The 22,500-nt window shown below is 66.4% G+C and carries 20 protein-coding genes; 9 read left to right on the plus strand and 11 right to left on the minus strand.

The window, feature by feature from the left end:
- Positions 1-1,284 carry a Gp37-like protein gene (locus tag BLU81_RS34390; RefSeq protein WP_092550852.1) on the plus strand — a complete coding sequence of 428 codons (1,284 nt, stop codon included), beginning with the start codon at positions 1-3 and terminating at the stop codon, positions 1,282-1,284.
- 191 nt (positions 1,285-1,475) lie between these two features.
- On the opposite strand, the gene BLU81_RS48770 is transcribed toward BLU81_RS34390, so the two are convergent.
- Positions 1,476-2,144 carry a hypothetical protein gene (locus BLU81_RS48770; RefSeq protein ID WP_157751909.1) on the minus strand — a complete coding sequence of 223 codons (669 nt, stop codon included), beginning with the start codon at positions 2,142-2,144 and terminating at the stop codon, positions 1,476-1,478.
- Positions 2,145-2,423: 279 nt separating this feature from the next.
- On the opposite strand from BLU81_RS48770, the gene BLU81_RS34400 reads away from it, so the two are divergent.
- From BLU81_RS34400 to BLU81_RS34425, 6 genes are all read left to right on the plus strand, one after another.
- On the plus strand, positions 2,424-3,386 hold the full coding sequence (locus BLU81_RS34400; protein ID WP_092550858.1) for a hypothetical protein: 963 nt from the start codon (positions 2,424-2,426) through the stop codon (positions 3,384-3,386).
- 203 nt (positions 3,387-3,589) lie between these two features.
- A complete protein-coding gene (locus BLU81_RS34405; RefSeq protein WP_092550861.1) occupies positions 3,590-4,117 on the plus strand; it encodes a hypothetical protein in 528 nt (175 codons plus the stop codon).
- Positions 4,044-4,478: a hypothetical protein gene (locus BLU81_RS34410; RefSeq protein WP_157751910.1), complete on the plus strand. Its 435-nt coding sequence runs from the start codon at positions 4,044-4,046 to the stop codon at positions 4,476-4,478. The genes BLU81_RS34405 and BLU81_RS34410 overlap by 74 nt, the downstream gene beginning before the upstream one ends.
- A gap of 98 nt (positions 4,479-4,576) precedes the next feature.
- Positions 4,577-4,963, plus strand: coding sequence for a hypothetical protein (locus BLU81_RS34415; protein ID WP_157751911.1), 387 nt, complete (start codon positions 4,577-4,579; stop codon positions 4,961-4,963).
- 101 nt (positions 4,964-5,064) lie between these two features.
- A complete protein-coding gene (locus BLU81_RS34420; RefSeq protein WP_092550871.1) occupies positions 5,065-6,039 on the plus strand; it encodes a LysM peptidoglycan-binding domain-containing protein in 975 nt (324 codons plus the stop codon).
- A gap of 870 nt (positions 6,040-6,909) precedes the next feature.
- Positions 6,910-8,079, plus strand: coding sequence for a hypothetical protein (locus tag BLU81_RS34425; protein ID WP_092550874.1), 1,170 nt, complete (start codon positions 6,910-6,912; stop codon positions 8,077-8,079).
- A gap of 859 nt (positions 8,080-8,938) precedes the next feature.
- Here the strand turns inward: BLU81_RS34425 and BLU81_RS34430 are convergent.
- The 9 genes from BLU81_RS34430 to BLU81_RS34470 all read right to left on the minus strand — a co-directional run bounded on the left by BLU81_RS34430 (position 8,939) and on the right by BLU81_RS34470 (position 18,703).
- Positions 8,939-9,955, minus strand: coding sequence for a phosphotransferase enzyme family protein (locus BLU81_RS34430; protein ID WP_092550877.1), 1,017 nt, complete (start codon positions 9,953-9,955; stop codon positions 8,939-8,941).
- A gap of 32 nt (positions 9,956-9,987) precedes the next feature.
- A complete protein-coding gene (locus BLU81_RS34435) occupies positions 9,988-10,500 on the minus strand; it encodes a GNAT family N-acetyltransferase (RefSeq protein WP_092550880.1) in 513 nt (170 codons plus the stop codon).
- Between the two features lie 295 nt (positions 10,501-10,795).
- Positions 10,796-12,280: an amidophosphoribosyltransferase gene (gene purF / locus BLU81_RS34440; RefSeq protein ID WP_331717489.1), complete on the minus strand. Its 1,485-nt coding sequence runs from the start codon at positions 12,278-12,280 to the stop codon at positions 10,796-10,798.
- 2 nt (positions 12,281-12,282) lie between these two features.
- Entirely contained in the window at positions 12,283-13,119 is an 837-nt protein-coding gene (locus BLU81_RS34445) for a methyltransferase domain-containing protein (RefSeq protein ID WP_092550883.1), read from the minus strand.
- 34 nt (positions 13,120-13,153) lie between these two features.
- Positions 13,154-14,125, minus strand: a complete 972-nt coding sequence (locus BLU81_RS34450) for a hypothetical protein (RefSeq protein ID WP_092550886.1) — start codon at positions 14,123-14,125, stop codon at positions 13,154-13,156.
- Between the two features lie 143 nt (positions 14,126-14,268).
- A complete protein-coding gene (locus BLU81_RS34455; protein WP_092550889.1) occupies positions 14,269-15,234 on the minus strand; it encodes a hypothetical protein in 966 nt (321 codons plus the stop codon).
- Positions 15,235-15,260: 26 nt separating this feature from the next.
- Entirely contained in the window at positions 15,261-16,226 is a 966-nt protein-coding gene (locus BLU81_RS34460) for an aminotransferase class I/II-fold pyridoxal phosphate-dependent enzyme (RefSeq protein ID WP_157751912.1), read from the minus strand.
- 11 nt (positions 16,227-16,237) lie between these two features.
- On the minus strand, positions 16,238-17,341 hold the full coding sequence (locus BLU81_RS34465) for a radical SAM protein (protein WP_092550896.1): 1,104 nt from the start codon (positions 17,339-17,341) through the stop codon (positions 16,238-16,240).
- A 12-nt stretch (positions 17,342-17,353) separates the two neighbouring features.
- A complete protein-coding gene (locus BLU81_RS34470) occupies positions 17,354-18,703 on the minus strand; it encodes a B12-binding domain-containing radical SAM protein (protein ID WP_172890673.1) in 1,350 nt (449 codons plus the stop codon).
- 199 nt (positions 18,704-18,902) lie between these two features.
- On the opposite strand from BLU81_RS34470, the gene BLU81_RS34475 reads away from it, so the two are divergent.
- Both BLU81_RS34475 and BLU81_RS34480 read left to right on the plus strand, forming a co-directional pair.
- Positions 18,903-20,327 (plus strand): hypothetical protein, encoded by a 1,425-nt coding sequence (locus BLU81_RS34475; RefSeq protein ID WP_231953641.1) that lies wholly within the window; start codon positions 18,903-18,905, stop codon positions 20,325-20,327.
- Positions 20,328-20,524: 197 nt separating this feature from the next.
- The gene (locus BLU81_RS34480; RefSeq protein WP_231954858.1) at positions 20,525-21,184 is read left to right on the plus strand and encodes an HAD family hydrolase; all 660 of its coding nucleotides are present in this window, start codon (positions 20,525-20,527) and stop codon (positions 21,182-21,184) included.
- Here the strand turns inward: BLU81_RS34480 and BLU81_RS34485 are convergent.
- Entirely contained in the window at positions 21,165-22,433 is a 1,269-nt protein-coding gene (locus BLU81_RS34485) for a hypothetical protein (RefSeq protein ID WP_092550902.1), read from the minus strand. The two genes, BLU81_RS34480 and BLU81_RS34485, sit on opposite strands and share 20 nt — an antisense overlap.
- Positions 22,434-22,500 lie beyond the last annotated feature (67 nt).

The raw sequence follows: 22,500 nt of genomic DNA on the forward strand, positions 1-22,500 counted from the left end.
ATGTCATCCCCTCTTCCGGTGACCGGCCCGGCTGCGGCCCGGCTGCTGCGCGCCGACTACACCGTCCTGGTCACCGACCCGCAACTGACCGTACTCGGTGATCCGCTGCACGAATGGAGCCGCCTGCAAGCGACCCTGCGGTGGAAAGAACCGGGCTCCGGACAGATCGTGCTACCCGCCCACAACTACATCCGCGACCAGCTGATGCCCGGCTGCCGGATCGTCGTGATCCGCCACGTCCTCGGCCGGTCGTCGGTGCTGCTGGCCGGGCCCATGGAACAACGGCTCCGGGAACGCGCCGACGACGGCGAGCACGGTGGTGTCGGCACGCTCACGGTGTCATTCGCCGACGACACCGCCCACCTGGCCGCACGCGTGGCCTACCCGGACCCGACCAAACTGCCCAAAAACCAGACCAGCGACTACTGGACCTACAGCGGCAACCCCGAACAGGGCATGCTGACCCTGGTCGACACCCAGGCCGGGCCCGGCGCGCTGGCGGCCCGCCGGGTGCCGAAGCTGCAGGTGGCCCCGTTTTCGGGGATCGCCGGCACCGGCACCATCGCGCTGGGGCCGACCTCCGACGTGGCACCGCGAGAACGCCTCGAACGACTGACCGACGTGCTGCGCCGCATGTGCACCCTCGGCGTCGGCACCGGCCATCCCGACTCCCTCGGCTTCCGCGTGCGCCAGACGCAAATCAACGGCGCCGACACGCTGCTGTTCGAGCCGGTCAGGTCCCGCAATCTCGCCGGTGACGTCCACTTCTCGTTCGCCATGGGCAACCTGCGGTACTACAGCTTCGAACTCGGTGCCCCGACCCTGACCCATCCGATCGTCGGCGGGCAAGGCGAAGGCGTCGACCGGTTCATCGACGAATTCCCCACCACCGACCCGGCACAGCTGGCATGGGGCCGGTGGGAAGGCTACGTCGCCCGCGCCGGAGCCAGCCCGCGCGCGCAGCTGCAGGCCGCCGCGACCGAGGCGTTACAGGAGGCCGGCCAGTCCGGCCGCCTCGCCTCATCCGCGGCCGACACCGTCGACCAACGATTCGGCGTGCACTACTCCGTCGGCGACCTGGTCTCCCTCGAACTGGACATCGGCGAAACCGTCAGCGCCCCGGTCCAAACCGTCTCCCTACAAGCATGGCCGACCGCGGGTGAGGTCGTCGGCACCACCATCGGCGACCAATCGGCCCGCTACGAGTCAGCATGGATTCGCGAGATGCGACTGATGGACCAGCGCGTCGGCACCCTCGAACGCTACGCACTCACCGCCGTGTGAACCGCGTGATTCCGATGACCATGGGCGGCCACCCCGACGGTTCAGACTCCCTCCGCCACGGCTCAAGAGATAAGAACTGCGACGGCCCAAAATCGGCCCCGCCTCACTCACATCTCATGCGCAGCGTCATCGTCAATGCTGCCAGCGGCATTGACGATGGACCAGGCGTCGGTCAGATCCTAGGATCGACGTCAGACCGAAATCCTCGAAGCGACTTCCTCGATGCGGTGCGTCGCCCGGAAGTTGCCTCTACCAACGCGCTCGACATGGCCACGCTTGACCATGCGGGCCACAGCGGTACGCACGACGGCTTTCTTCAAAGCAATTTCTTCGAGGCTTAATTGCTCGCTTCTCTGCGTACCAATCAGATCATCGACGGTGAAGGTGCAGCCGCGGTCGGCAGTCAGCACCTTTGCGATTCGCATAGTCCAGGTAGGGGTTTCATTTGCCTCATCGGGTACGGGTGGAACTCGTTCGACGTTCAGTGATGGCATCAAAAACTGAATGCCACTTGAATGCAATTCATACCTTGCCCTCGGCGCGGTGGAATCAAGTCGGCGACCGTTGAGTAACACCTCCTGGCTATCCCGCGGTCGCGCGCTTTCGCCGCACCTGCCGACCCGGGAGACCTCAGTATCCCTTCGCTGACCCGCATCGCCTACCCCTGCAGCGATGCAAGCATCCCGGGCTTCCTTGAGCACCTCGAGCTTGATGCGAGCCGAAGTGGTCTGCTCTTTCAGTTCCGCTGCTGTAGCTATTACGCGTTCGAGTTTCTTCTGCGCGCTCTCCAGATCTCGCGCAGCTTTGTCGCATTGGCGCTGAAGGAATGTGACTAGCGATCGACTCGACGAGGAAGGCATGCTGCACATTTTATTGACGGTCTCTGTCGCAGGATTAACCCGACACTCCGACGTGGCGTTGCGTGGCATCTCCGGCCCGGTTGTGTGGATGCCTTGATTGGTCGCCACGGTTCGTGAACGCCGCTACCTGCTGGGCACAACTGGAATCAGCAGACCGACAGCAAGTTCGGTCAAACCACTGTGTCGGGTCATCGTGGGCGGGGATCGGCCGGCGAACCCGAACTGACCGACACCGCCAGAACCAAACTGCGACGACACAACTGAATATGGAGGCCCTCGGTGGCCGAAAAGTCCTTTCCGTATGCCGGTGGCGGCGGGGTTACCGACGCCCGTTACGAGGCGCTGATGGCGGGGGTCACCGGCAACGGCCGGGTCGCGTACAACCCCAACTCGACCACCCTGAGCCAGGGCCTGGTGTACGCCGATTCCACCGGCCGGCAAATCAAGGTCCGCGGCGGCCAGGCCGCCCTGATCCGGGGCTTCCGCTGGGAGACCGACAGCGAGGGGCTGCTCCAGCCGATTGAGGCGAACACCTCCGGCCAGCCGCGCCTGGATCTCGCGGTGCTGCGGCTGAACCGGGAGACCTACACCGTCAGCTTCCGCATCGTGAAAGGGCTGCCCGCGGCAACGCCGGTGGCGCCCGCTGTCAGCCAGCAGACCGGCACGACCGGCGTGTGGGAGCTGCCGGTCGCCACGATCCGGGTCACCAGCAGCACCACGTCCGGGCTGCCGTCGATCGGCGCCACCGACGTGACCGTGATCGACAACTTCCTGGCCTCGCCCCCGATGACCGGGCATTCCTCGAGGCGGCCGCCGGCGGCATGGGGTGGCCTGTGGACCGAGTACGACACCGGCAAGACCTTCATCGGTCGCGGCGGCGCCTGGCACCTGATCGGCGAGAACGGGGCCTCCACCCGCATCTGGGGGCCCGTGCACTGGAACGCCGCCTCAACGTTCATGTACGCCCAGCGGCGTAACGGGTGGGTGGAGTTCCACGGTTTGTTGTTGTTGTACGCGGGCGGTAAGAAGGCCGCGGGCAGCGACGTGACCATCTGCACGCTGCCCGACCAGTTCCGGCCGATCGCCGACCGCACCCTGCTCGCCTACATCGCCGGTGCAAACCTGGCCCGCTGCTACCTCGACGCCTCCGCCGGGCGCATCGCCCTGAGCAACTACGCGGTGGCCCTGGAAAGCGGCGATTCCATCGCCATCCCTCCGGCCTCCTGGATCGCCGCGAACTAAAGGCGGCACCTACTGGGCGCCCCCGCTACTCGTCACGGTCGTCTGACGCCGTCGGCCCCGTGTGGCGGCTGGACGGGCGTCTCGGCTTCTCACCTTGTGACCTGGCCGGCCTGCTTCTTCACGGGCCGGTCCCCTCTTTCGTGATCGGAATCAGATCCATGGACACCGCGCACTGCACCACGTGCTCCTGCGGTCGAGGCGGAGTGATCCGCTGGCGGCCGATCGTCGCCGTGCTTCTCTTCATGTCCGGCTGGGACACCGTCGGCCTGCTGATCGGCGAGCAGATGTTCGCCGGCCCCAGCTACGACCTGCTGCGTGACCTCGTCGACGAGGTCACGGTCGCCGGGATCACCCTCGGCGTACGCGTCTACGGCCTACTTCTGCTGGCCATCACCGGCTTGGTTACGTGGGCGCTGCTGGCCCACCGCTACCGGCACGGCAGCATGTCGAGGCCTCTGCGGCTGGGCCTGTCGGCCTTGGCCGCCTACTGGGTGTCCTGGTGCGCCGGTCTGGCGATGACGTTCATCGCCCACGGCCAGATCTACGCCTGGGGCGCCATCGGAAAGCTCGTCGGCATCGCCGCGATCGCGGTGCTGGCAGCACGAGTCCCGCCGCCGGAACCTGCGGTGGACTCCACAACAACGGGGAAGGTGAGACGTGCGGTGGGGGCCCCTGCAATGGCTGCGCAACAGCGCCGAACGGAGCGGCCTCATCCAGCTTCTGGCTCCTAGCCTGGCCGCCGACACGAGCCTGCTCGACAAACTGGCCGTCCCGGTGATCGGCGCGATCGGCGTCATCACCGTCGCCGTGATCACCCTCATCGGCACGTACCGGTCCAGCGGCCGCACCGCACAGGTCCAGCGCGACAACGAACTGGATCAGCGCGCGGACCGGCAGAACGAGCGGCTGATGCAAGAGCTGGTCCGGGTGACCGCCCTGCTGGAGATCCGCGAACGCGAACGCGACGCCGCCGTCCAGGCTCGCGACCAGGCCCGCGAGACGCTCGGCGAATACCGGGAGAAGTACGCCGCCCTGCGGGTGCGCGTCCGCCACGCGGGACTCGACCCCGACACCCTCGGCGAGAACCTCTAACCGGCGCTCGCCTCCCGCATTTCACGCCCGGACCGACACGGTCCGGGCGTTTTCTCGCGCCCCGCATGCGCGGGGCCAGCCCGAAGGAGAACTGCTGCATGTCCCGTCTCAAGGCGTTGCTCACCAAGTACGGCAAGGCCCTCGTGCCGGCCGCGATCGCCGTGGTCACCGCCGCACAGGCGCCGCTGACCGACCACCAGATCAGCACCCAGGAGGTGATCGCGTTCCTGATCGCGGTCAACGCCACGTTCTCGGTCTACGTCGTCCCCGTCCTGCACTACCGGTACGCCAAGACCACGGTCGGAGTGTTCAACGCCGTCCTCATGGCGCTGGCCACCGCGGTGATCGGCGGCATCGACTGGCACGACGCCACCCAGCTCGTTCTGGCCGCGCTGATGGCGCTCGGCGTGAAAGTCGCCGACGCCGAGTCGGTCGGCAGGCCCGTCGACGGCGAGATCGTCGACAGCCCTGTCACGGCCCTCTGAAAAACACGTCCCCTCCGCATTGTGGCTCTCGCGTTGACCGGCCTCCCCGGCGGCGCGAGGGCCACCTTCTTCTGTTCACACAACTTCATAGGGAGCACCTCATGGGTCTGATCGCCACCGTCCTGTGGCCTGGACTGCACGCGCTGGAACCGGCGTCCAAGCTCGGCGGCATTCTGGCGCGCAAGCGCGGCTACCACGACAGCCGCGGCCATCACTTGCAGGTCGGCCGCACCAACGACTACTCGATCCGGATGCCGCTGGACCTCAAAGGTCCCGATGACGAAGCCGCCGCGATCGACTGGACCTTCCCGGACGCCCAGGCCGGCGACTTCACCACGATCAAGAAGTACAGCGCGCGGCTGCTCGCCGCCGGCCGGGCGAACGACCCGCGCACGTACGCGATGCGGGAGTTCTTCGGCAACGCCGACCTCGACCGCGACGTCGAGGGATGGGACTTCGTCCGCGACGAGACGTCCTCCTCGGACAGCTCCCATCTGTGGCACATCCACATCAGCATCCGCCGCTGCTACGTCAACAACAGACAGGCGATCGACGCGATCCTGTCGATCCTGCGCGGCGAGGCCCTGGCGGTGTGGCAGAAACGGTGGGGAATCGCCCCGACCGTGCCGGCCCCGGCCAAGCCGGCACCGAAGCCGGGTGACACGTACACCGTGAAGACCGGCGACACGCTGTCCGCGATCGCGAAAACGTACCGGACCACCGTCGCCGCACTGAAAACCCTCAACCGCCTCACCAGCGACAAGATCATCGTCGGGCAGAAGCTGCTGCTGGTGACGCCCGCCCCGGCAGTACCGGCCGCTCCGAAGTGGCCCGTCGGCGAGCACGACTACTTCCGGCCCCAGGCCAACGCGCCGTACTCCGCGACCGTCGCGAAGTGGCAGGCGCAGATGACCAAACTGGGCTGGGCGCTCACCGTCGACGGGCGCCTGGGCCCGAAGTCGGGCGCCGCTCTGCGGCAGATGCAGAAGCAGGTCGGTTTGGCCGCCGACGGCCTCCTCGGCAAGAGGTCGTGGACGGCCACCTGGACCTCCACGAAAGCGCGCCGCAAGAGCTGACGGCCACCCGCTACCGGGCAACGACACGGGCGAGATGGCCGCCCGGCCGCCCGGTGACACCTGACGGTGTGCACCCGACCGCTTAGCGGGGTGCACACCGTCAACACCGCGTTGAGATGCGCGAAGTGGGAACGGTTCCGGCGCTGCGGCCATGTCGGCGGAGCAGGGGCTTTCCCGCTGCATCGAGCAGCGCTCTAAGTGTGCGCGACAGCAAATGCGAGCAGCGTTATGGTGACCCGCGAACGAGCAACATATTGGCGTGGAGTGTCGCCTAAAGGCGGTAGCCCGCCGCCCATATACGCATGCCCGCATTCACATCCGAAGGCCATAGGCCGAAGGGACTGCCGATGCTCCTGAATCAGGAAGATCAGACGGAAGCTCTCGTTCCCGCGTCGGCAGGAACGAGTGACGACCGTTCTCCGGTAGTCGAGGTAGTGGCCGGCTGGGACTCCGCCGACGACGGCTCGGACGTGATCGTGGCATGCCGCTCCGCCACAGGAAACTGGTACCTCGCCGACACGAAAGCCTCCATCAGCGCAGCCCAGGTGGCACGTCTCGCTGGCCGCACCGCACCGCTCTGCGAACCGTACTGATCCTGCCGGAACCCTCTTCTTCGCCGCCCGCAACGGGCTTCCGACTTCCCCGTACTGCCCCAAAGGGTCCCTGACGATCCAGCACACCCCAGTCCTCATTCACAACTGAATAGTCCAACCGAACCGGAGGGCCTTCGTGTCCCAGCCGTGCTTGGTATGCCACTACCGCAACGCAGAAACGGTATGCGCCGACGACCGTCATCTACTCGCGAAACAACTATCCGACATCCCCCGGAAACTCGTAGCCCTCGCACTGCAAATCATGCCGGGAACCGACATGGACAGTCCCCGCGTCGCCACCTCCCGCGTCGAAGCCCCCCTCCCGGTACGGCTCGACGCACTGTCGCTGCTGGCGGCCGGCAGCGAGCAAGTCACCAGCCCAATGCACCCCTTGATCCGCCGATGGTCGGTCACCACCACCATCCACGTGCAGACCGTCGTCCGCGGCGAAACGATCACCGAACAGCGACGCATCCCACAATGGTTCAGCGAGCCCGTTTACGACGCCGACGGCAAACCGGTCCTGGTTCCCGACGACGACCAGATCGGCTCCATCCCGCCACGGGAATGGCTGGACATGACCGTCCGCGCCTGGCGCGCCCAGCTCGGCCACCGCGTTCCCGCCCGAACGTCCAAGGCCATCACCGCCCGACTCGGCGGCAAACACCCGCCGGTCACCATCTGGCCGGCACCCCGACGTCCACGCTCTCGCCCACTCACTCGGCGGGAACAAGTTCAGGCGGCCCTGCACCTGTTACACACTCCGGCCGGCCAACACACCTTCTGCCTGCTCCGAACAATCCAGGCCAGCCTGCACCGCCCCCAACAGCCCCCGCCGCCCGTCGAACCGATCGATCCGCTGGCGGCCGACATACAGCACCGCTTCGGCACGCCGGCCACGTCCCAGTCCGTCACCTGGGACGTGAAGTATCTGCTCACCTGGTTGGACACCGCCTGCGACCGTGACCTCGGTATCGCCGAGTTCGCCGCCGAACTCGGCGCGGTCACCGCCGAACTGGCCCGTGCCCTCGGTGAAGAGCCGGCCCAGACACGAATCGGCCGCTGTCCGGCGTTCCTCCTCGAGGAACACCCCACCGGCCACGATGAGCCACCAGCCGTGTCCCGCAGACCCTGCGGCGCCGAACTCCGGCATGAACCCGGCTGGGCACAGGTCCCCTGCCCGCGCTGCCACAGCGTGTGGGAGGTACGCGGGCCTGCGGCGATCCGCACCGCCCGCGAAATCCGCCGAGTCTGGCCCATCGACCGGCACCGCCGATACACCGCCGACGAAATAGACGGACTGCCCTACCCGCGCTGCCCCACATGCTCGGTCCAGGTCACCGTCCGCTGGCGCGAAGTCACAGATCCCCGCGACAAGACGCGTACCTGGCAGCCAGCCTCTGCCCGCTGCGAGAACGGCTGCGAAGCCGCTGGCAGAACGCTGTAACCGATCCACCACGACCTCAACGCAGATCCGACCGAGACCCGAGGACTTCGATGATCGGACGCTGGCACGGCAACGACTTTCTCATCGACCAGGAGGCAGCCGCCGTCATCGACGCCCGCGGCCTGTCCAAGCACACCGTCAGGACAAGACTTGCGGGCTTCGCCACTGCCTGTGATGTCGCGACCCGAGCTCCCCTGTACGACCACGAGGAGGCGGCTCACATCCTTGGCACCGTACGTCCTCGCCCCGCACGCCGCGCGACCGCGCAACGAGCACAGCGAGTCGGGCCATGAAGAAGGGGGTGCAAACCCATACGTAGGCGATCGCAGATTCCACATCTGAGCGTCATTCCTTCACCGCCAAGCCCTCCGCCGCGATGATTCCCACAGCGTCGGGCCACCACCACATCGGCTCGGCGACAGTTTCCCGGTACGGGACGGCGCTTCCCCGGTGTCGGCGGGTACGTGTGGCTGGTCGACTGGTACGACCACTACAGCAGTTGTCAGGCGTGGGGCCGGAATACGCTCAGGTGCCGCCCAGTGACGTGCTCGCACACTCCGTGCGGCCAGTAGCCGCCCGCGGCGTTGGTATCGACGGTTCCCCCGAGGAGTTAAAGCACCGCCTGGCCCGCCGGATAGATGCTCGACGTTCATGGGCTCGCGATCTAGACGTTGACGGTGGCGCTCGTAGCCGATGATGTCGGTCAGCTCGTCGAGCTTGGTCTTGCGGCTCTCCACGATTGACACCTTTTCACGTCGCCATCGTCCCGCTGCGACGCAACGCACCTGCGGCACCCTCAACCACAATTCCCAACGTTATAGCAAATTCGGGCATTGCTTCTTCGGCATCAACGTTTGTCTCATCGCAGTGCCTCCCGCAGCTTCTCGTCGTAGGCATCAGCCCGGTTCCATAGTGCGGACACTGCCGCATGGCGTTGCTCGATGTAATCCGTCAGAGTCGGCATCGACATCACTGGTCCCGGTGCGACCAAATCCTGAAATGGTGTCACCGAAGCGGTGGTATAGCATCGGGCGGCTTGCGCGACCGCCATCAGGTCGGCCACAGGAATCTCATCATTTGATTCGCGGTAGGCAATAAGGAACTGAGCCAGAGCGTCGATGTGCGCGTCTCCGGAGAGAATTGCAGGAACGGCGCAGCCGATACGCGCCAACTCCCACCAGATCGGCCATCGATAGGGCGCCCGAAAGTCAATGAGCGCCGGGCCGATCCTGGAGCGGAAGATGACATTGCGTTCGGTGCAGTCGCCATGCAGAACTTGTATCGCCGGGACAGGCATGTTCCGGAGCGTCTCGGCGACTAAATTAAGTCGCTGCTCGCGCCAGTTCAGAACCTCGTTAGCACGGCTTCGCAGTGCGCCACTCAAATGCCCCGCGCCGTGAAGGCGGATCTTCATGTCCGTCATCGCATCCCGAAGACGCGGGAGGTCACACCATCTGCCACCTGAGTGGCTGACCGGGCCTGGCCAGTCTGCCAGCCGTCGGTGCGCGCGACCGAGAAGCGTGCCCGCGCCTTCTAGTGTGTTCCCGTCGAGTGTCACGTTCGCGCCGTTGTGGCCTTCGACGAAAGACCACACGGAGACAGCAGGGCCACGCCCGATATGCAGGAACTCTCCGGATCTGTCGGGTATCGCTTCTGCGGTGGGTATCCCGCCCTCGTGCACGAAGCGGGCGATGCTGATTGCTGCCCGTTCGTCGGCAAGGTCTAAGCCAGGCGGGTAGATCTTGATAAATAGGCGATCGGTGCCGCCGTTATCGACAGTGAAGTTCACGGTCGAGAGGCCACCAGGAACCGGTGTTAGGTGTGGATTATTTAGCCCGTAGGAAAGAGATAAGACTTCCTTCGCGTATTGGCGCACGGGTTAATCGTATAGGCGTTGGATTGCGCTACCTAGTCATCGCGGGCACTTGTACGCTTAAATTCGTAACGCTCTTGCGGCAACCCGTATTGCGTGAAGGTCCCGGTGAATGTCGCGCCTACTCGCGACAGGAGCCTACGGGAGCGCAGGTTCGCTTTCTGCGTCGTGGCAATCAGTAGGTCCTCACCGGTGTGCTCGAAGAACCAGCCTCGAATCAGGTCCACTGCTTCACTGGCCAGCCCTCGCCCCCAGTACGAATACCGAAACTTGTAAGACACCTCCCACGGCCCGCGCTTGCGCTCGATACTTCCTTGCCCGGCTACCTCCCGGGTGTCCAGGGCAACGACAACGAACGTTCCCCAGCCCGGAGCCTCGATCCTGCGGCTGGCGTAATCCCTGGCAACGCTGGGCTCGACAGGCCCCTTCAAGTAGCGGCAGACACGAGGATCCGTCGCCATCTCGATCAGCGCCGGCTCGTCACCCAGCGCAGGTGCTCGCAGCAGTACCTTCGTGCCGGTGAGCGGATCCACCAACCAATCGATCATAGGTACATGATCACAGAAGTTCGGCCTAGCTATATCGTTTCTCCCTGAATGAGGTGTCGCAATCGCCGCCAATGCAGAGACCGGCAGCGAGCGCTTCCCAGATGATGCCGAAGCTGCTGAATTCAGCGAGCCGATAGCACGGGATCAGATAAGAGTTTGGTTGCGCCTTTCGATCACCGTCAGGCACTGCGGCCTGGTTGTGGTGGTGACCGTCGCCGAGGCACGGAAAAGCTGTACTTGCCGTCCGGGAGGGATCGCGTGTGCCCGGCCGCGGACAGTCCGGGCACACGGACGGTCATGGACGGCGAGATGCTGTCGGGACGGGGACGGGGTAGTCGCCGGTCATGCAGGCGGTACAGAGTCCGGCCGGCTGTGGGTTGATCGCTTCGACCAGGCGGTCGAGGTCGAGGTAGACCAGCGAGTCGACGTCGAGGTCTATGCGGATCTGCTCGATGGTTTTGGTGGCGGCGATGAGGGTGGTGCGGTCGCCGGTGTCCATACCGTAGTAGCACGGCCATCGATAGGGCGGCGACAGCACCCGGAGGTGCAGCTCAGTCGCGCCGGCGTCGCGGAGCATACGAACGGTTTTACGGAACGTGCTGGCCCGGATGAGGGAGTCTTCGACGACCACGAGACGGCGGCCGGCGATGTTCTCGACGATCGGACCGAATTTCAGCCGCAACGCGGTGTCGCGGCGGGCCTGGGTGGGAGCGATGAACGACCGCCCGATGTACGGGCTCTTGATCAGTGCCAGCCCGTACGGGATGCCGGACTCGGTGGCGTAGCCGAGTGCGCCGGAGATCGACGATTCGGGGATCGGCACGACCAGGTCGGCCTCGACCGGTGCCTGGCGGGCAAGGGCGATACCTGCCCGGCGGCGGGCGGCGTCCACGCTGGTGCCGGCGAGGACACCATCGGGCCGAGAGACGTAGACGAACTCGAACGTGCACAGCCGACGTTTCTGGACGTCAGCGAAGCGGTGGCTGTGCACGCCGTCGTCGTCGATGACGACGATCTCACCCGGCGAGATTTCACGTTCGACGGTGGCGCCGACGACGAACAGTGCCGGGGTTTCGGAGGCCAGTACCCAGCCGCCGGTTTCGAGGCGGCCGAGGAACAGCGGCCGGAAGCCGTGCGGGTCGCGAGCGCCGATCAGCCGGGTCTCGTCCATGATCACCAGGGAGAAGGCGCCTTGCAGCTGGGGGAGTACAGCGGTGACGGCATCGACCAGGCTGCCGTGACTGCGCGTGGTGAGATCGGCGGCCAGCATGGTCGCGACGACGTCGCTGTCGCTGCCGAAGACTTCGGCGGGGTAGCGGGCGGCGAGTTCTTCGGTGTTGACGAGGTTACCGTTGTGCCCGAGGGCGAAGTAGACGCCGCCTGCGCCGCGGGACACGGGCTGGGCGCCGTCCCAGGCGCTGGCGCCGGTGGTGGCGTAGCGGGTGTGCCCGATCGCCATGTTGCCGGGCAGGGCTTGGAGACGATGGTCGTTGAAGATGCTGGCGACCAACCCCATATCTTTGTCAACCAGGATCTTGGTGCCATCGCTGACGGCGATGCCAGCGGATTCCTGGCCGCGGTGTTGCAGTGTGAAAAGGCCGAGATAGGTCAGGTGGGACGCGGATTGCTGCGGGTCACGGACGCCGAAGACGCCGCACGCCTCTCTAGGGCGGTCACTGGCTGCCACTGGCGCTACTCTACGGATCGGTTCGCCGCCCGGCGAACCGGCGGCGGTCACGTCCGGGTGGTTTCCCTCGACCTGACGGGTCATCTGGATCATGGTCAACTCCGGGTGGCCGTGAAGACGTAGACGCACCGTTCCTGCTCGGGTAGGCCGGCCGCTTCGCGGCTGACGTCGTCGGCGGCAGCCTGCACGTCTTTGACGGGAATACCAGGGAATACCTCGGCGGCGGTCGCCGGCACGCTGAAGAACGACAGCCGTTCCGCCGGGGTACGCCGCAGCCGCAGAATGTCGCCGCAGCGCACGGTGAACCCGGCGTCGCCGAACAAGGCGGTCAGGGCCTTCTCCGTGAGGACCTCCCGGTCTTCCTGCCGGGCCTCGATGGGATGGCCTCGGTCGCAGAGCCGGCCGATCAGCAAGTCCATGAGGGTGTCGCCGGGTTCGACACGCAGCGGCCACACGACCGGATCGGTAGGGACGAAGACGGTGTCGTACAGGCTGAACACGATCGTGACGTCGTCGGCGGCCACGGCCTGAATCCGGGTGAGCAGGGCGGCTTTGTCGGCGACGTGGAACAGCGAGTTCGCGCACACGATCAGGTCGAACAGGCGGCTGGTCAGGGCGGCCGGCGGGTCGGCGGCGGCCAGGTCCGCTCGGTGATAGTCAATCGCGGCCTCCTGGGCCGTGGCGGCACGGGCCTCGGCGATCATCGCTGGCGAGGAGTCGACGCCGCTGATCGCCGCGTGGGGATACATGCGCCGGAACAGCCGGGTGGAGTTTCCGGGCCCGCATCCGTAGTCCAGGACGCGGCGCGGGTCGGCAGGCGCGACGGCGGTCAGGGCGATGCCGATGCGGGCGTGGGTGGGATACCGACTGGTGTGTCTGCTGTAGTCGGTGGCACTGCCGTCCCAGATGGAGGCAGCTGTCTGCAGGGCCATGATCGAGAGTGCCTTTCCGTCGGTCGCGAGCGGGTCAGGGAATGACGTGGCGGGCCTGGCGCAGGTACAGGTCCTCGATCATGCGGAGCTGGTCCTCGGCGGGATCGGGGAACCGGCGTGTGCGCCAGGGACGGCCGGTGGCGTCGAGGTCGGCGAACGATCGGGTGATCCGTTCACCGACCTCGTCCTTACGTCGGGTGACATCGGGGTCATCGCAGAGGTCGAGAATCTGTGCGACGGTCGCCGGATCCTCGGTGGCTTGCCCGGCGGCCATCTGCCGCTGGTAGACGGCGGTGGAGAATCCACCGATATGGTGCATTCCGTCCAGATCGACATGGATGGCAGGCCAGTTGCAGAACTCCAGCCCTAGGGTGAGGACCTTCGTGGGGGTGTATTCGTCGAAGAGCAGCAGGTTCTGCCGTAGGTAGTCACGGAAGTCGGGGGCGAGGGTGTCGAGCATCGCCCGGGTGTATCTGTCCGGGGTGGCCCGGCATCGGCGGCTGACGTGGTCGAACGCCTGCCGTAGGTAGATTCCGAAGTATGAGCAGCCGAGCGTTAGGCCGTATTTGTTGTATGTGTGGTGGCCTGCGGCGCGTCGGTGTGCCTCCGTGATCATGGTGTCCGCGCGGGTCGCCCAGAGCGGGATGCCGCTGAACACGGCCTCCCCCTGCGTCAGGAGGGACATGACCATCGGAGTGAAGTCGGCGGTGACGACGATGTCACTGTCCATGAACGCGAAGTAGGGCTCGTCGGTGAAGGTGTCGGCCAGCAGACACAGGGCCTTGCCGTGAGGGATGACGTCGACGGATTGCAGGTCGTGGACTGACAGCCGGTCGCTGGTGTCGGCGATCCGTTGCAGCAGCGCGGCCTCGGCTGTCGAGCAGCCGTTGACGACCAGCCGGTACCGCCAGTAGGTGTGCTCGGTGAACATCGGCGCGAACCGGCCGAGAGCATTCACGGTTCCGCGCGTATAGATGATGTTGACGGTCGGGGTTGCGATACTCACTGGTGCCCTCCGGGACGTCTAACGGGTGGAGCCGACATGTTGTGAGGGCTGCCAGCTGACGCAGTATCTGACGCCTGCGATGACCCGGCACGGCCATCACAGGCGTCAGACGGCGCAAGTACTCGCAGTGGCCTGCCGACCGGTCAGGCTGCCACCAGATGGGCCTGACGGGCGTAGAGGTCCTCGACCACGCGGATCTGGTCCTCCAGCTCATCGGGCAGTCGCTGGCCTCCGCGCCACGGCTCACCGGTCTCGTCGATGCTCGCGAACGATCGCATCGTCCGCTCACAGACGGCGAGTTTGCGGTCCATGTGGCCCCGGTACTCGTTGAAGCCGAGCATCGTCCGGATCGCCGCCGGCCCGGCGGGCTTCTGACCGGCGGACACCTGCTCCTGGAACGTCGCCATGGAGTATCCGCCGATGTGGATCAGGTCGTCGAAGTCGTTGTACGCCGTCTGCCGGTCGAGGTAGACGAAGCCGGTGTTGAGCAGCTTTCCGGGCGTGTAGTCGCTACGCCACGCGTCGCGATCCTTCAGGAATCCGCGGAAGCCGCCGTCGATGCCGCCGAGGTTCGCCGCGGTGTACTTGTCGAGGGTGACGGCGCAGCGTCGCTGGACCTCGTCGAGGGCGGTCCGGCGGTACACGGCGAAGTAGGAGCTGCCGAACAGCAGACCGGCCGGGGTGCGGATGTGCGGACCACAGACCTCCTGACGGTCGGGGGCCAGGACGGTGTCCTGCGGCCGGGCCCACAGCGGCGTGCCGCCGAAGATCGCGGCGTTGTCGTCCAGCAGCGCTGTCGCCGTGGCGGTGAAGTCGCCGGTGCACACGATGTCGCTGTCGGCGATGCCGAAGAACTCGTCACCGGTGAACGTATCGGCGAGCCGGCACAAGGTCTCGCCGTGCGGTACGACCTCGCCGGATTCCAGGTCATGGACCGACAGCCGGTCGCTGACTGCGGCGATGCGGTGCAGCAGGGCGACCTCGTCCGGGGTACAGCCGTTGGCGACCAGCCGGTACCGCCAGCCGGTGTGGCCGGTGAACAGCGGCGCGAACCGGGCGAGCGCGGCGACGGTCCCGCGCGTGTAGATGATGTTGAGGATGGGGGTCATGGGATGTCCTTCCAGGTGGGGTCGGGTCAGAGTTGGTGGTGAACGGAAGCGAAGGCGGCACACAGCGAATCGAGGCCGGTGTCGTCGATACGCAGGCTCAGGTGCCCGGCGAGCCCGGGTTCGGTCAGGACATTCGCGCTCAGCTGGGCTTGCCGCAGCAGCGCGGCGGTCTTGTACGCCTCGGCGGCGGTGAACAGGACCACGTGGCCTTGGCTCGGGGCGACGGTCACGCCGGCGGCCGTCAGTAGGTCGGTCACCGCGATGCGCCGCCGGCGGATGATCGAACGGTTGGCGGCCACGGTGCTCGGGTCGGTGAGGCTGGCCGCGGCGGCGACCTGGCCGAGTCTGTTGACGTCGTAGCGGCCTACCAGGGGCCCGTGGGTACGCATGACGTCGGGGTGCGCCACGACGTAGCCGACCCGCAGCCCGAACAGTTGATGCGCCTTGGAGAACGTGCGGGTGACCAGGATTCGGGCCCTGGAGTTGACGGCATTGCTGATCGCGGCGGTCAGGTCGTCGTCCTGGTAGTCGCCGTACGCGTTGTCGAGCACCACTGCGGTGTCCGGGCCGAGCCGGGCGGCCACATCGACGACCTCGTCCAACGGCACGGTGGTGCCAGCCGCCGAGTGTGGGCTGTCAAGCAGGACCAGCCGGGTACGGTCCGAACACGCCAACGCGATCGCGGTCAGGTCGTGCCTGTAGCCGTCGCCGAGCGGAATCGTCCGGGTGTTCAGCAGGTAGTCCGCGGCGTTCTGCCGGTACGGCGGCCATGACCCTGCGGAGCAGACGATCCCGCCGCCGTGCGGGCCCTGCCGGGCAATCATGGCGTGTAGCAGCGCGGCGCTGCCGGGCCCAACCCGCACAGCGTTCTGTTCGACCGCGAGCTGGGCGGCCACTGCGGCGCGCAGTGTTTCGGACTCCGGTTCCGGTGGCAGCCCGGGATCCGGACAGCCACGGATTGCCTGCAGCGCGGCCGGGGAAGTCCTCAGCACGTCTGCGGCGTTCACTGCCGGCCTGCCGGGGTGACGGTCAGCGGCAGCAGCGGCCGGGCCGGTGCACCGGTCAAGTCGAGACCGTTACGGTCCAGGAACGTGGCGAACGACCCTTCGACCAGGCGGGTCCCGGCTAGTTCCCGGGTCAGCGGCGTGACGCGAGCTGTCATCTGCTGGTCGTCGAGGTCCGCCGACAGGTGCACACCGTTGCGCTCATCACCGTTCGGGCACGGGGTCACCCACCCCTCGACGGACAGTTTCAGCCCGTAGAAGCCCTCCTGGCAGTAGACCGGGCAGCCGGTGCACCGGTCACCGCGGAACGTGGACTCGTGACTGTCCTTGATGCGGATCTGCATGCCGGCGGAGTCGAACCAGCGGATGACGCATCCCTTGCGGAACTGCTCGACCGGCGGCCCGAGCAGTTCGGTGAGCCGGTCGGTGATCGTGTCCATCGCCACGAACTCGGCCCGCCAGAAATCCCTGGTCGACGGCGTGTAATACAGGTCGAGCAGCGAGATGTAGACGGTGCCGCGGCCGACGTCAGCGTGTAGGTCGGCGATGAGCGCGATGATGGCGGGGATCTGCTCGACGGTGCGACGCATCACCACCACGTTCACCCCGACGGGCAACCCCGCCTCCAGGCCGAGCCGGATCGCCGTCAGCGCCCGGCCGAAGTCCTCCGGCTTGCCTTGGGTGAGCTGCTGGGCAAGGACGGGGTCGGCGGCGTCGAGCGAGACTTTCAGCAGGTCCAGGTTCGGCGCGAGGTCGTCGAACATGTCCGGAAGGTGCAGGCCGTTAGTGGTCATCTCGGTGCGAGCGAAGTCGCGGCGGCCGGCCACGACGATCGCCGGCAGGTCGGATCGCAGGGTCGGTTCCCCGCCGGTCCAGGCAACAGCGTTGACGATCCCCGACGCGGCAACCGCGCGCTGCGCCCGGATGTAGTCGGCGGTCGAGAGCCGGTTGCCGCGCAGACAGGCGGGCACATGGTTCTCCATGCCTGCCTTCTTGGGGCAGTACAGACAGGCCAGGTTGCACTGGTGCGCGACCGCCGCGCGCAGGAACCGCAGGTTCTCGGCCGGCTTCGGATCCGGCCGGGGCAACAGGAGTCGGGCCATCAGAGTGCCGCCTCACGCATCGATGTACGGGGACAGTTGCCGGTTCGCGTCACGCACGATCTCGGTGTACGCGGGGTTGTGCAGGCCGGGGATCTGGGCCTGGTAGTAGTCGACGTCGGCCCACCCGGACAGGCTCGTCGGATGTTGCAGGCCGCGGCGGGCCAGCATTTTCGCCAGCGGGGTGCCCGGCCACGGCTCCAGGAAGTGAATCTTGCACTGGTGTCGTGGATCGAGGTCCTTGATCGCGAACGCGCAGTCGATCGTCTGCTGGTAGTGGCCGGGCTCGGCGTCAGGCCAGCCGACGATGAACGTGAACATGCCCCGGATCCCGACGGCGGTCAGACGCCGCACCATCGTCTCGATACCAGCCGGGTCGTACCTCTTGTTCGAGAGGCGAATCAGCGCCGGGACCGGGGTTTCCATCCCGATCAGCACCCTGCACAGTCCGGCATCCGCCGCCGCCCGCAACTGCGTATCGGGCATCTCCTGCAGATCCGCCGGATGCAGACTCGACGCCCACCGCAATCCGACCCGGGCGCGGAACCTCTGCGCGAACGCCATCGCCCGCACCGGATCGTGGAAGAAGTTCGGATCGTGAAGTTTGATCCCGCCGGCCCGCGACCGCCGGGCCATCTCGGCGAGGACCTCCACCGACCGTTCGACCGGGTGGGTGTACCAGGAATGCCCGGACGTCTGCGGCTCGGTGCAGAAGGTGCACCGGCGCAGGCATCCTTCCGACGTCACGAAGCTAGTGGTGCGCGCATCGATGGCTTCGTCCGCGTTGACGTACGGCTCCCAATCGGTGATCAGGTCCAACCGCGGGTCCGGGTCATCGGCGATGATGGTCTGACCCGTGCCGTGGCCACCAAACCGCGGAACGGTGACCAGGTGCCCGCCCTTGACGAGGATTCGCGGATCGTCCGGGCCTGGTGGCCCCGCTGTCCCGGTCAGCCGGCCCAGCAGTAGTGCCAGCCCCGGGAAACCGCCGGTGCCCGGAATCACGGCGTGCGCCGGCGATTGAGCGAGCGTCTCGGCCGGGAAGAGTGTGGCGTGCGGTCCGCCCCACACCACGTACGCCCCCCGGTCACGGGCGATCGCCGAGGCTTCCAGCGCATCCCGCAGGGCCGCACCGGTCAGCGCGGTGACCGCCAGCACGTCGTCAGCTCCCAACGCTTGGACCCGGGCTCGCCAGCCGTCGTCGGCGCGGGCGTCGATCAGATGTGCGCCCAGGCCAGCCCCGCTGGCGGCCGGAGCCAGGTAGCACGCCCACCAGGGAGTCCACGTCTGCTCCTTCCCACCAGCGTTGGCGTAGTTCGCCTTCGCCATGGTTCGCGGCTGGAAAAACCACACATCGCGGATCACCGCGAATCTCCTGTCACACGCATCCCTCGACCCTGGCCTCACACCCGCAGCAACGGCAGAGACAGGACCGGTGCTCTTGGTGCGCACTGATGGCTGATGGTGTGGTTGGTGCGGATCACCCACCCTTGCGCGCGAACCGCTACCGTCTGCATTGGACATGCCATGTCGAATCGGGCCGTTCCACCAGAGGACGTGAATCGTGGCCAAGGAACCCCTGTCACCTGCCAACAGCAACCTGAACGAGTTGCTGCACCAAGCAGGATGGCGGCCTGAAACCCTGGCCCGACGGCTCAACGCGGCGCTGGCACGTAGCGGCTCCAATCGCCACATCCACGAAAAGACCCCATACCGATGGATCCGCGGCGGAGAACTGCCGCACGGTGAGGTCCCCGACCTGGTGGTTCAGGTCCTGGCCGGCGCCCTGAACACGGATGTCACCTACGAGCAGGTGTGGGGCCGTCCGCGGACCCGTGGGCCCGCGCCACTGAGCGCCGATCACGGCAGCGATCTACCCTGGGACTCAACTGGCCTGCTCAGCCTCCTGGGGGAACCCGTGCCCACCCGCCGCACCGTTCTCGCGGTGACCGGCGCCGCGATCACCGGCCCGGCCTGGACCGCCCTCGAACACCCGGCCCCCACATTGAAGTCAACCGCCGACGAGGCCGGACGCGTCACTCCACCCCTGCTGAAAATGATCGACGGCATCGTCACCCAGGCACAACAGCTCGACGACCAGCAAGGCGGTGCCGCGCGTGGCTACGTCGCCGACCAATTCAGCATCCTCGCCCGGCTCATGAGACGCGCCTCGTACGACGCCGCGACTGGCCGCCGTCTCGCCGCAGCCCTAGCCCAGCTCGCCCAAACCAGCGGATTCATGGCCTTCGACGCAGCCGACGACGGCCAAGCACAACGCTGGTATCTGATCGCTCTCCGCGCCGCTCACGCCGCCGACAACTCCGCACTGACCGCCAGCATCCTGGCCCTGATGTCCAACCAGGCCGCCGACCGCAGTCACCCCCTCGACGCCCTGCAACTGGCCAACGCCGCCCAGCACGCCGCCCGCCACACACCGCCCGTCGTGCGATCACTGGTCGCGACCCGAAGCACCCTCGCCTACGCCGCCGCCGGCGACCTCACCGGTTTCAACCACATGCGCGAACAAACCCTCAACTTCCAGAACAACCCCGGCGATGAACCCGGACCGCCATGGGCCGAATACATCGACCACATCGAACTCGACGCCATCACCGGCCGCGGCCTCGTCGTACTCGCCGAACACCTACCCCGGCAACGCGCCGACCTACTGCGCCAGGCAACCCACCTACTACACACACGCGCCTACACCCCACACGACGCCACACCACAACGCTCAGCCCTCCGCCACGGCGCCTGGCTCAGCCTCGCCCACCTCGCCGCACTACGACAAAATCAGCCGACTTCCACCACCGACGACCTCGACCGCTCGATCAAAGCCACCCGCCTCGCCATCACGCGAATCCCCGCTGTTAGCTCCGCCCGCAGCATCGCCCTACTACACCGTGTCGCCGCAGACGTCGAACCTCTTGCCCGTCGTTCTCCAGCCGCACATACGCTGCTGCGCGACCTACGCTCGGCACTCCCCTGACGGATGGTCCATCCTGCACAACGATGTCGCCCTTCCTCGTGCCAGACGACGAGGCCCGGCACGAAAGCGCCACCATGACGGTGCCGCGCAGGCGACCCCCCATGGACAGGGTGCCGACCGATCCGCAACAAGATGGAGTGGCATTTGCGACCGGTCTGGCCCGTCGGGTCGCCGTGTCAAAGGTTAGGCTGCTCGACGTGATCCAAGCGGTGGTCTTCGACGTCGGTGAGTGTCTCGTTAATGAGGCGCGAGAGTATGGCACTTGGGCTGACTGGCTCGGAGTGCCACGACATACCTTCTCCGCGGTGTTCGGGTCGGTGATTGCGGGCGGGCTGGACTACCGGGAGACATTCCAGGTGTTCCGACCCGGTTTTGATCTAACGGAGGAGCGCGAGAAGCGCGCAGCTGCTGGTCAACCGGAGTGGTTCGACGAAGAGGATCTTTACCCTGATGTCCGGTCGACGTTGTCGGCCCTTCGCAGTGCGGGGCTCTGGGTAGGGATCGCTGGGAATCAAACCGTACGAGCAGGTGGCATCCTCCGCGCCCTCGATCTGCCAAACGACATGATCGCCACTTCTGACGACTGGGGCGTCTCGAAGCCCGACATCGCCTTCTTCGACGCGGTGGCGGCGTCGATGCCCTGCAAACCGGAAGAGGCCCTCTACGTGGGTGACCGACTGGACAACGACATTCTTCCCGCGACCACTGCGGGCTTCAAGACGGCATTGATTCACCGGGGGCCGTGGGGGGTCATTCAGAAGAACAACCGTCAGGCAGCCCAGGTGCCGACGATGCGGATCGACTCTCTAGCGGAACTGCCTGACCGGATCGAGGCGCTCAACCTCGCAGCGCGTTAAGGGTCGCGCTCCAGCCGTAGAGCCGGTCGTCAATCGATTGAACCTCGTCGCTGTCGGCCCAGGGTTGGAGGCCTTCGCGAACCTTCCGGACGCGTTCCATGCCAGTCGCATACCAGGTTATCGCGAGTTGATCCAAGGCTTCGTGAAGGCGCTTGCACGATTCCATAGGCTTGGCGGCGGCTACCTCCACGGCCGCTAGGTCGGCCAGGACTACCGCACGTTGCTTGCTTTCGCCGGCTTCCAGACCGGTGAGGGCCTCGGTGAGGGAGTCTCGTGCTTGAGACCAGCGCCCCGCGAGAAGCTGGATGTTGCCCTTGAAAGCCACCAGCCGGGCCCCGGAGAACCAGGTGAACCACTCAGGGGAACGGCTCTCATCCTCAGATGCAAGAGCGGCTTCGGCGCTGGCGATCGCGGCAAGCGCTTCGCCAGGCTGACCACAGCGAGTGTGGCATTCGGCCTCGACGGCATAGATCCACGCCACGAATTCGGCGGATGCCGATCCTCGCCGGGCATAGGTTCGTGCAGCACGAAGGCGATTGGCCGTCTCCGCCGGGTGATTGGCCCACCCGGGGATGAAAGCTGCGTGCGCAAGGATGGCCGAACCCAACAGCGAGTCGTTGGCTTCTCCCGCAGCCTGCAAGGCGTGGACGAAAGTTGCGTCGGCAGCGTCGGGCTGGCGAAGGTCAAAGAACTCGATCCGACCGGCGATCAGGAGCGACTCGGCCAAAGCGAGCGAGACCACCCGACGAGGCACCCCACTTGTCTCCGCGAGCAACTGGAGGCCTAACCGCGTGTGTTCCACGACGGCGGGGTGCAGGTGATCTGGCTGCACGGTCGAATACATCCGGCGATGGGCAGCGGTGATCATGCTGTAGTCAGCGCCAATCGTGGCTGGCTGCACCGGCTTCGATGCCTGCGGAAGTGGTGAACCCAGAACCGTATGGCCGACTTGGGCAGCGCTGGCGCCGCGGCCAATAGTGGACTCCCGCACCTCCCACGGCGGCGTGAAGCCGAGCCGCTCCACCGGGAGCTGGAGAACATGAACGAGGAGACGCTGGTGCTCGGTGCGAGGCCACGGCGGGGTATTCGACTCCCACCGTCGAACCTGGCGAACGCTCACCTCCATCTCGCTCAGCCCGATCCGAGGTGCCGCTCGATTCAACGCATCCACGAACGCCTGTTGCGAGGAATAGCCAGCATGTTGGCGTGCAGCCTTGAGGGCGGTGTTCCCGTGAGGGTGGCGGCTCATCGTGTTCTCCCATCCTTGCTTGTCTCCGAAGCATAGAACCAGAGGACTCATATCGGCCGTGGTGACA

It is taken from the genome of Actinoplanes derwentensis (assembly GCF_900104725.1).
In the GTDB taxonomy this organism is placed as follows: domain Bacteria; phylum Actinomycetota; class Actinomycetes; order Mycobacteriales; family Micromonosporaceae; genus Actinoplanes; species Actinoplanes derwentensis.

Bases quoted from the DNA above. Each gene is read 5' to 3' on its own strand.
- BLU81_RS34425 (WP_092550874.1), top strand. From the start codon at position 6,910: ATGGACAGTCCCCGCGTCGCCACCTCCCGCGTCGAAGCCCCCCTCCCG.
- BLU81_RS34485 (WP_092550902.1), bottom strand. From the start codon at position 22,433: ATGAGCCGCCACCCTCACGGGAACACCGCCCTCAAGGCTGCACGCCAA.
- purF (WP_331717489.1), bottom strand. From the start codon at position 12,280: ATGATCCAGATGACCCGTCAGGTCGAGGGAAACCACCCGGACGTGACC.
- BLU81_RS34445 (WP_092550883.1), bottom strand. From the start codon at position 13,119: ATGGCCCTGCAGACAGCTGCCTCCATCTGGGACGGCAGTGCCACCGAC.
- BLU81_RS34390 (WP_092550852.1), top strand. From the start codon at position 1: ATGTCATCCCCTCTTCCGGTGACCGGCCCGGCTGCGGCCCGGCTGCTG.
- BLU81_RS34435 (WP_092550880.1), bottom strand. From the start codon at position 10,500: ATGATCGATTGGTTGGTGGATCCGCTCACCGGCACGAAGGTACTGCTG.
- BLU81_RS34415 (WP_157751911.1), top strand. From the start codon at position 4,577: ATGTCCCGTCTCAAGGCGTTGCTCACCAAGTACGGCAAGGCCCTCGTG.
- BLU81_RS48770 (WP_157751909.1), bottom strand. From the start codon at position 2,144: ATGCCTTCCTCGTCGAGTCGATCGCTAGTCACATTCCTTCAGCGCCAA.
- BLU81_RS34420 (WP_092550871.1), top strand. From the start codon at position 5,065: ATGGGTCTGATCGCCACCGTCCTGTGGCCTGGACTGCACGCGCTGGAA.
- BLU81_RS34465 (WP_092550896.1), bottom strand. From the start codon at position 17,341: ATGGCCCGACTCCTGTTGCCCCGGCCGGATCCGAAGCCGGCCGAGAAC.
- BLU81_RS34455 (WP_092550889.1), bottom strand. From the start codon at position 15,234: ATGACCCCCATCCTCAACATCATCTACACGCGCGGGACCGTCGCCGCG.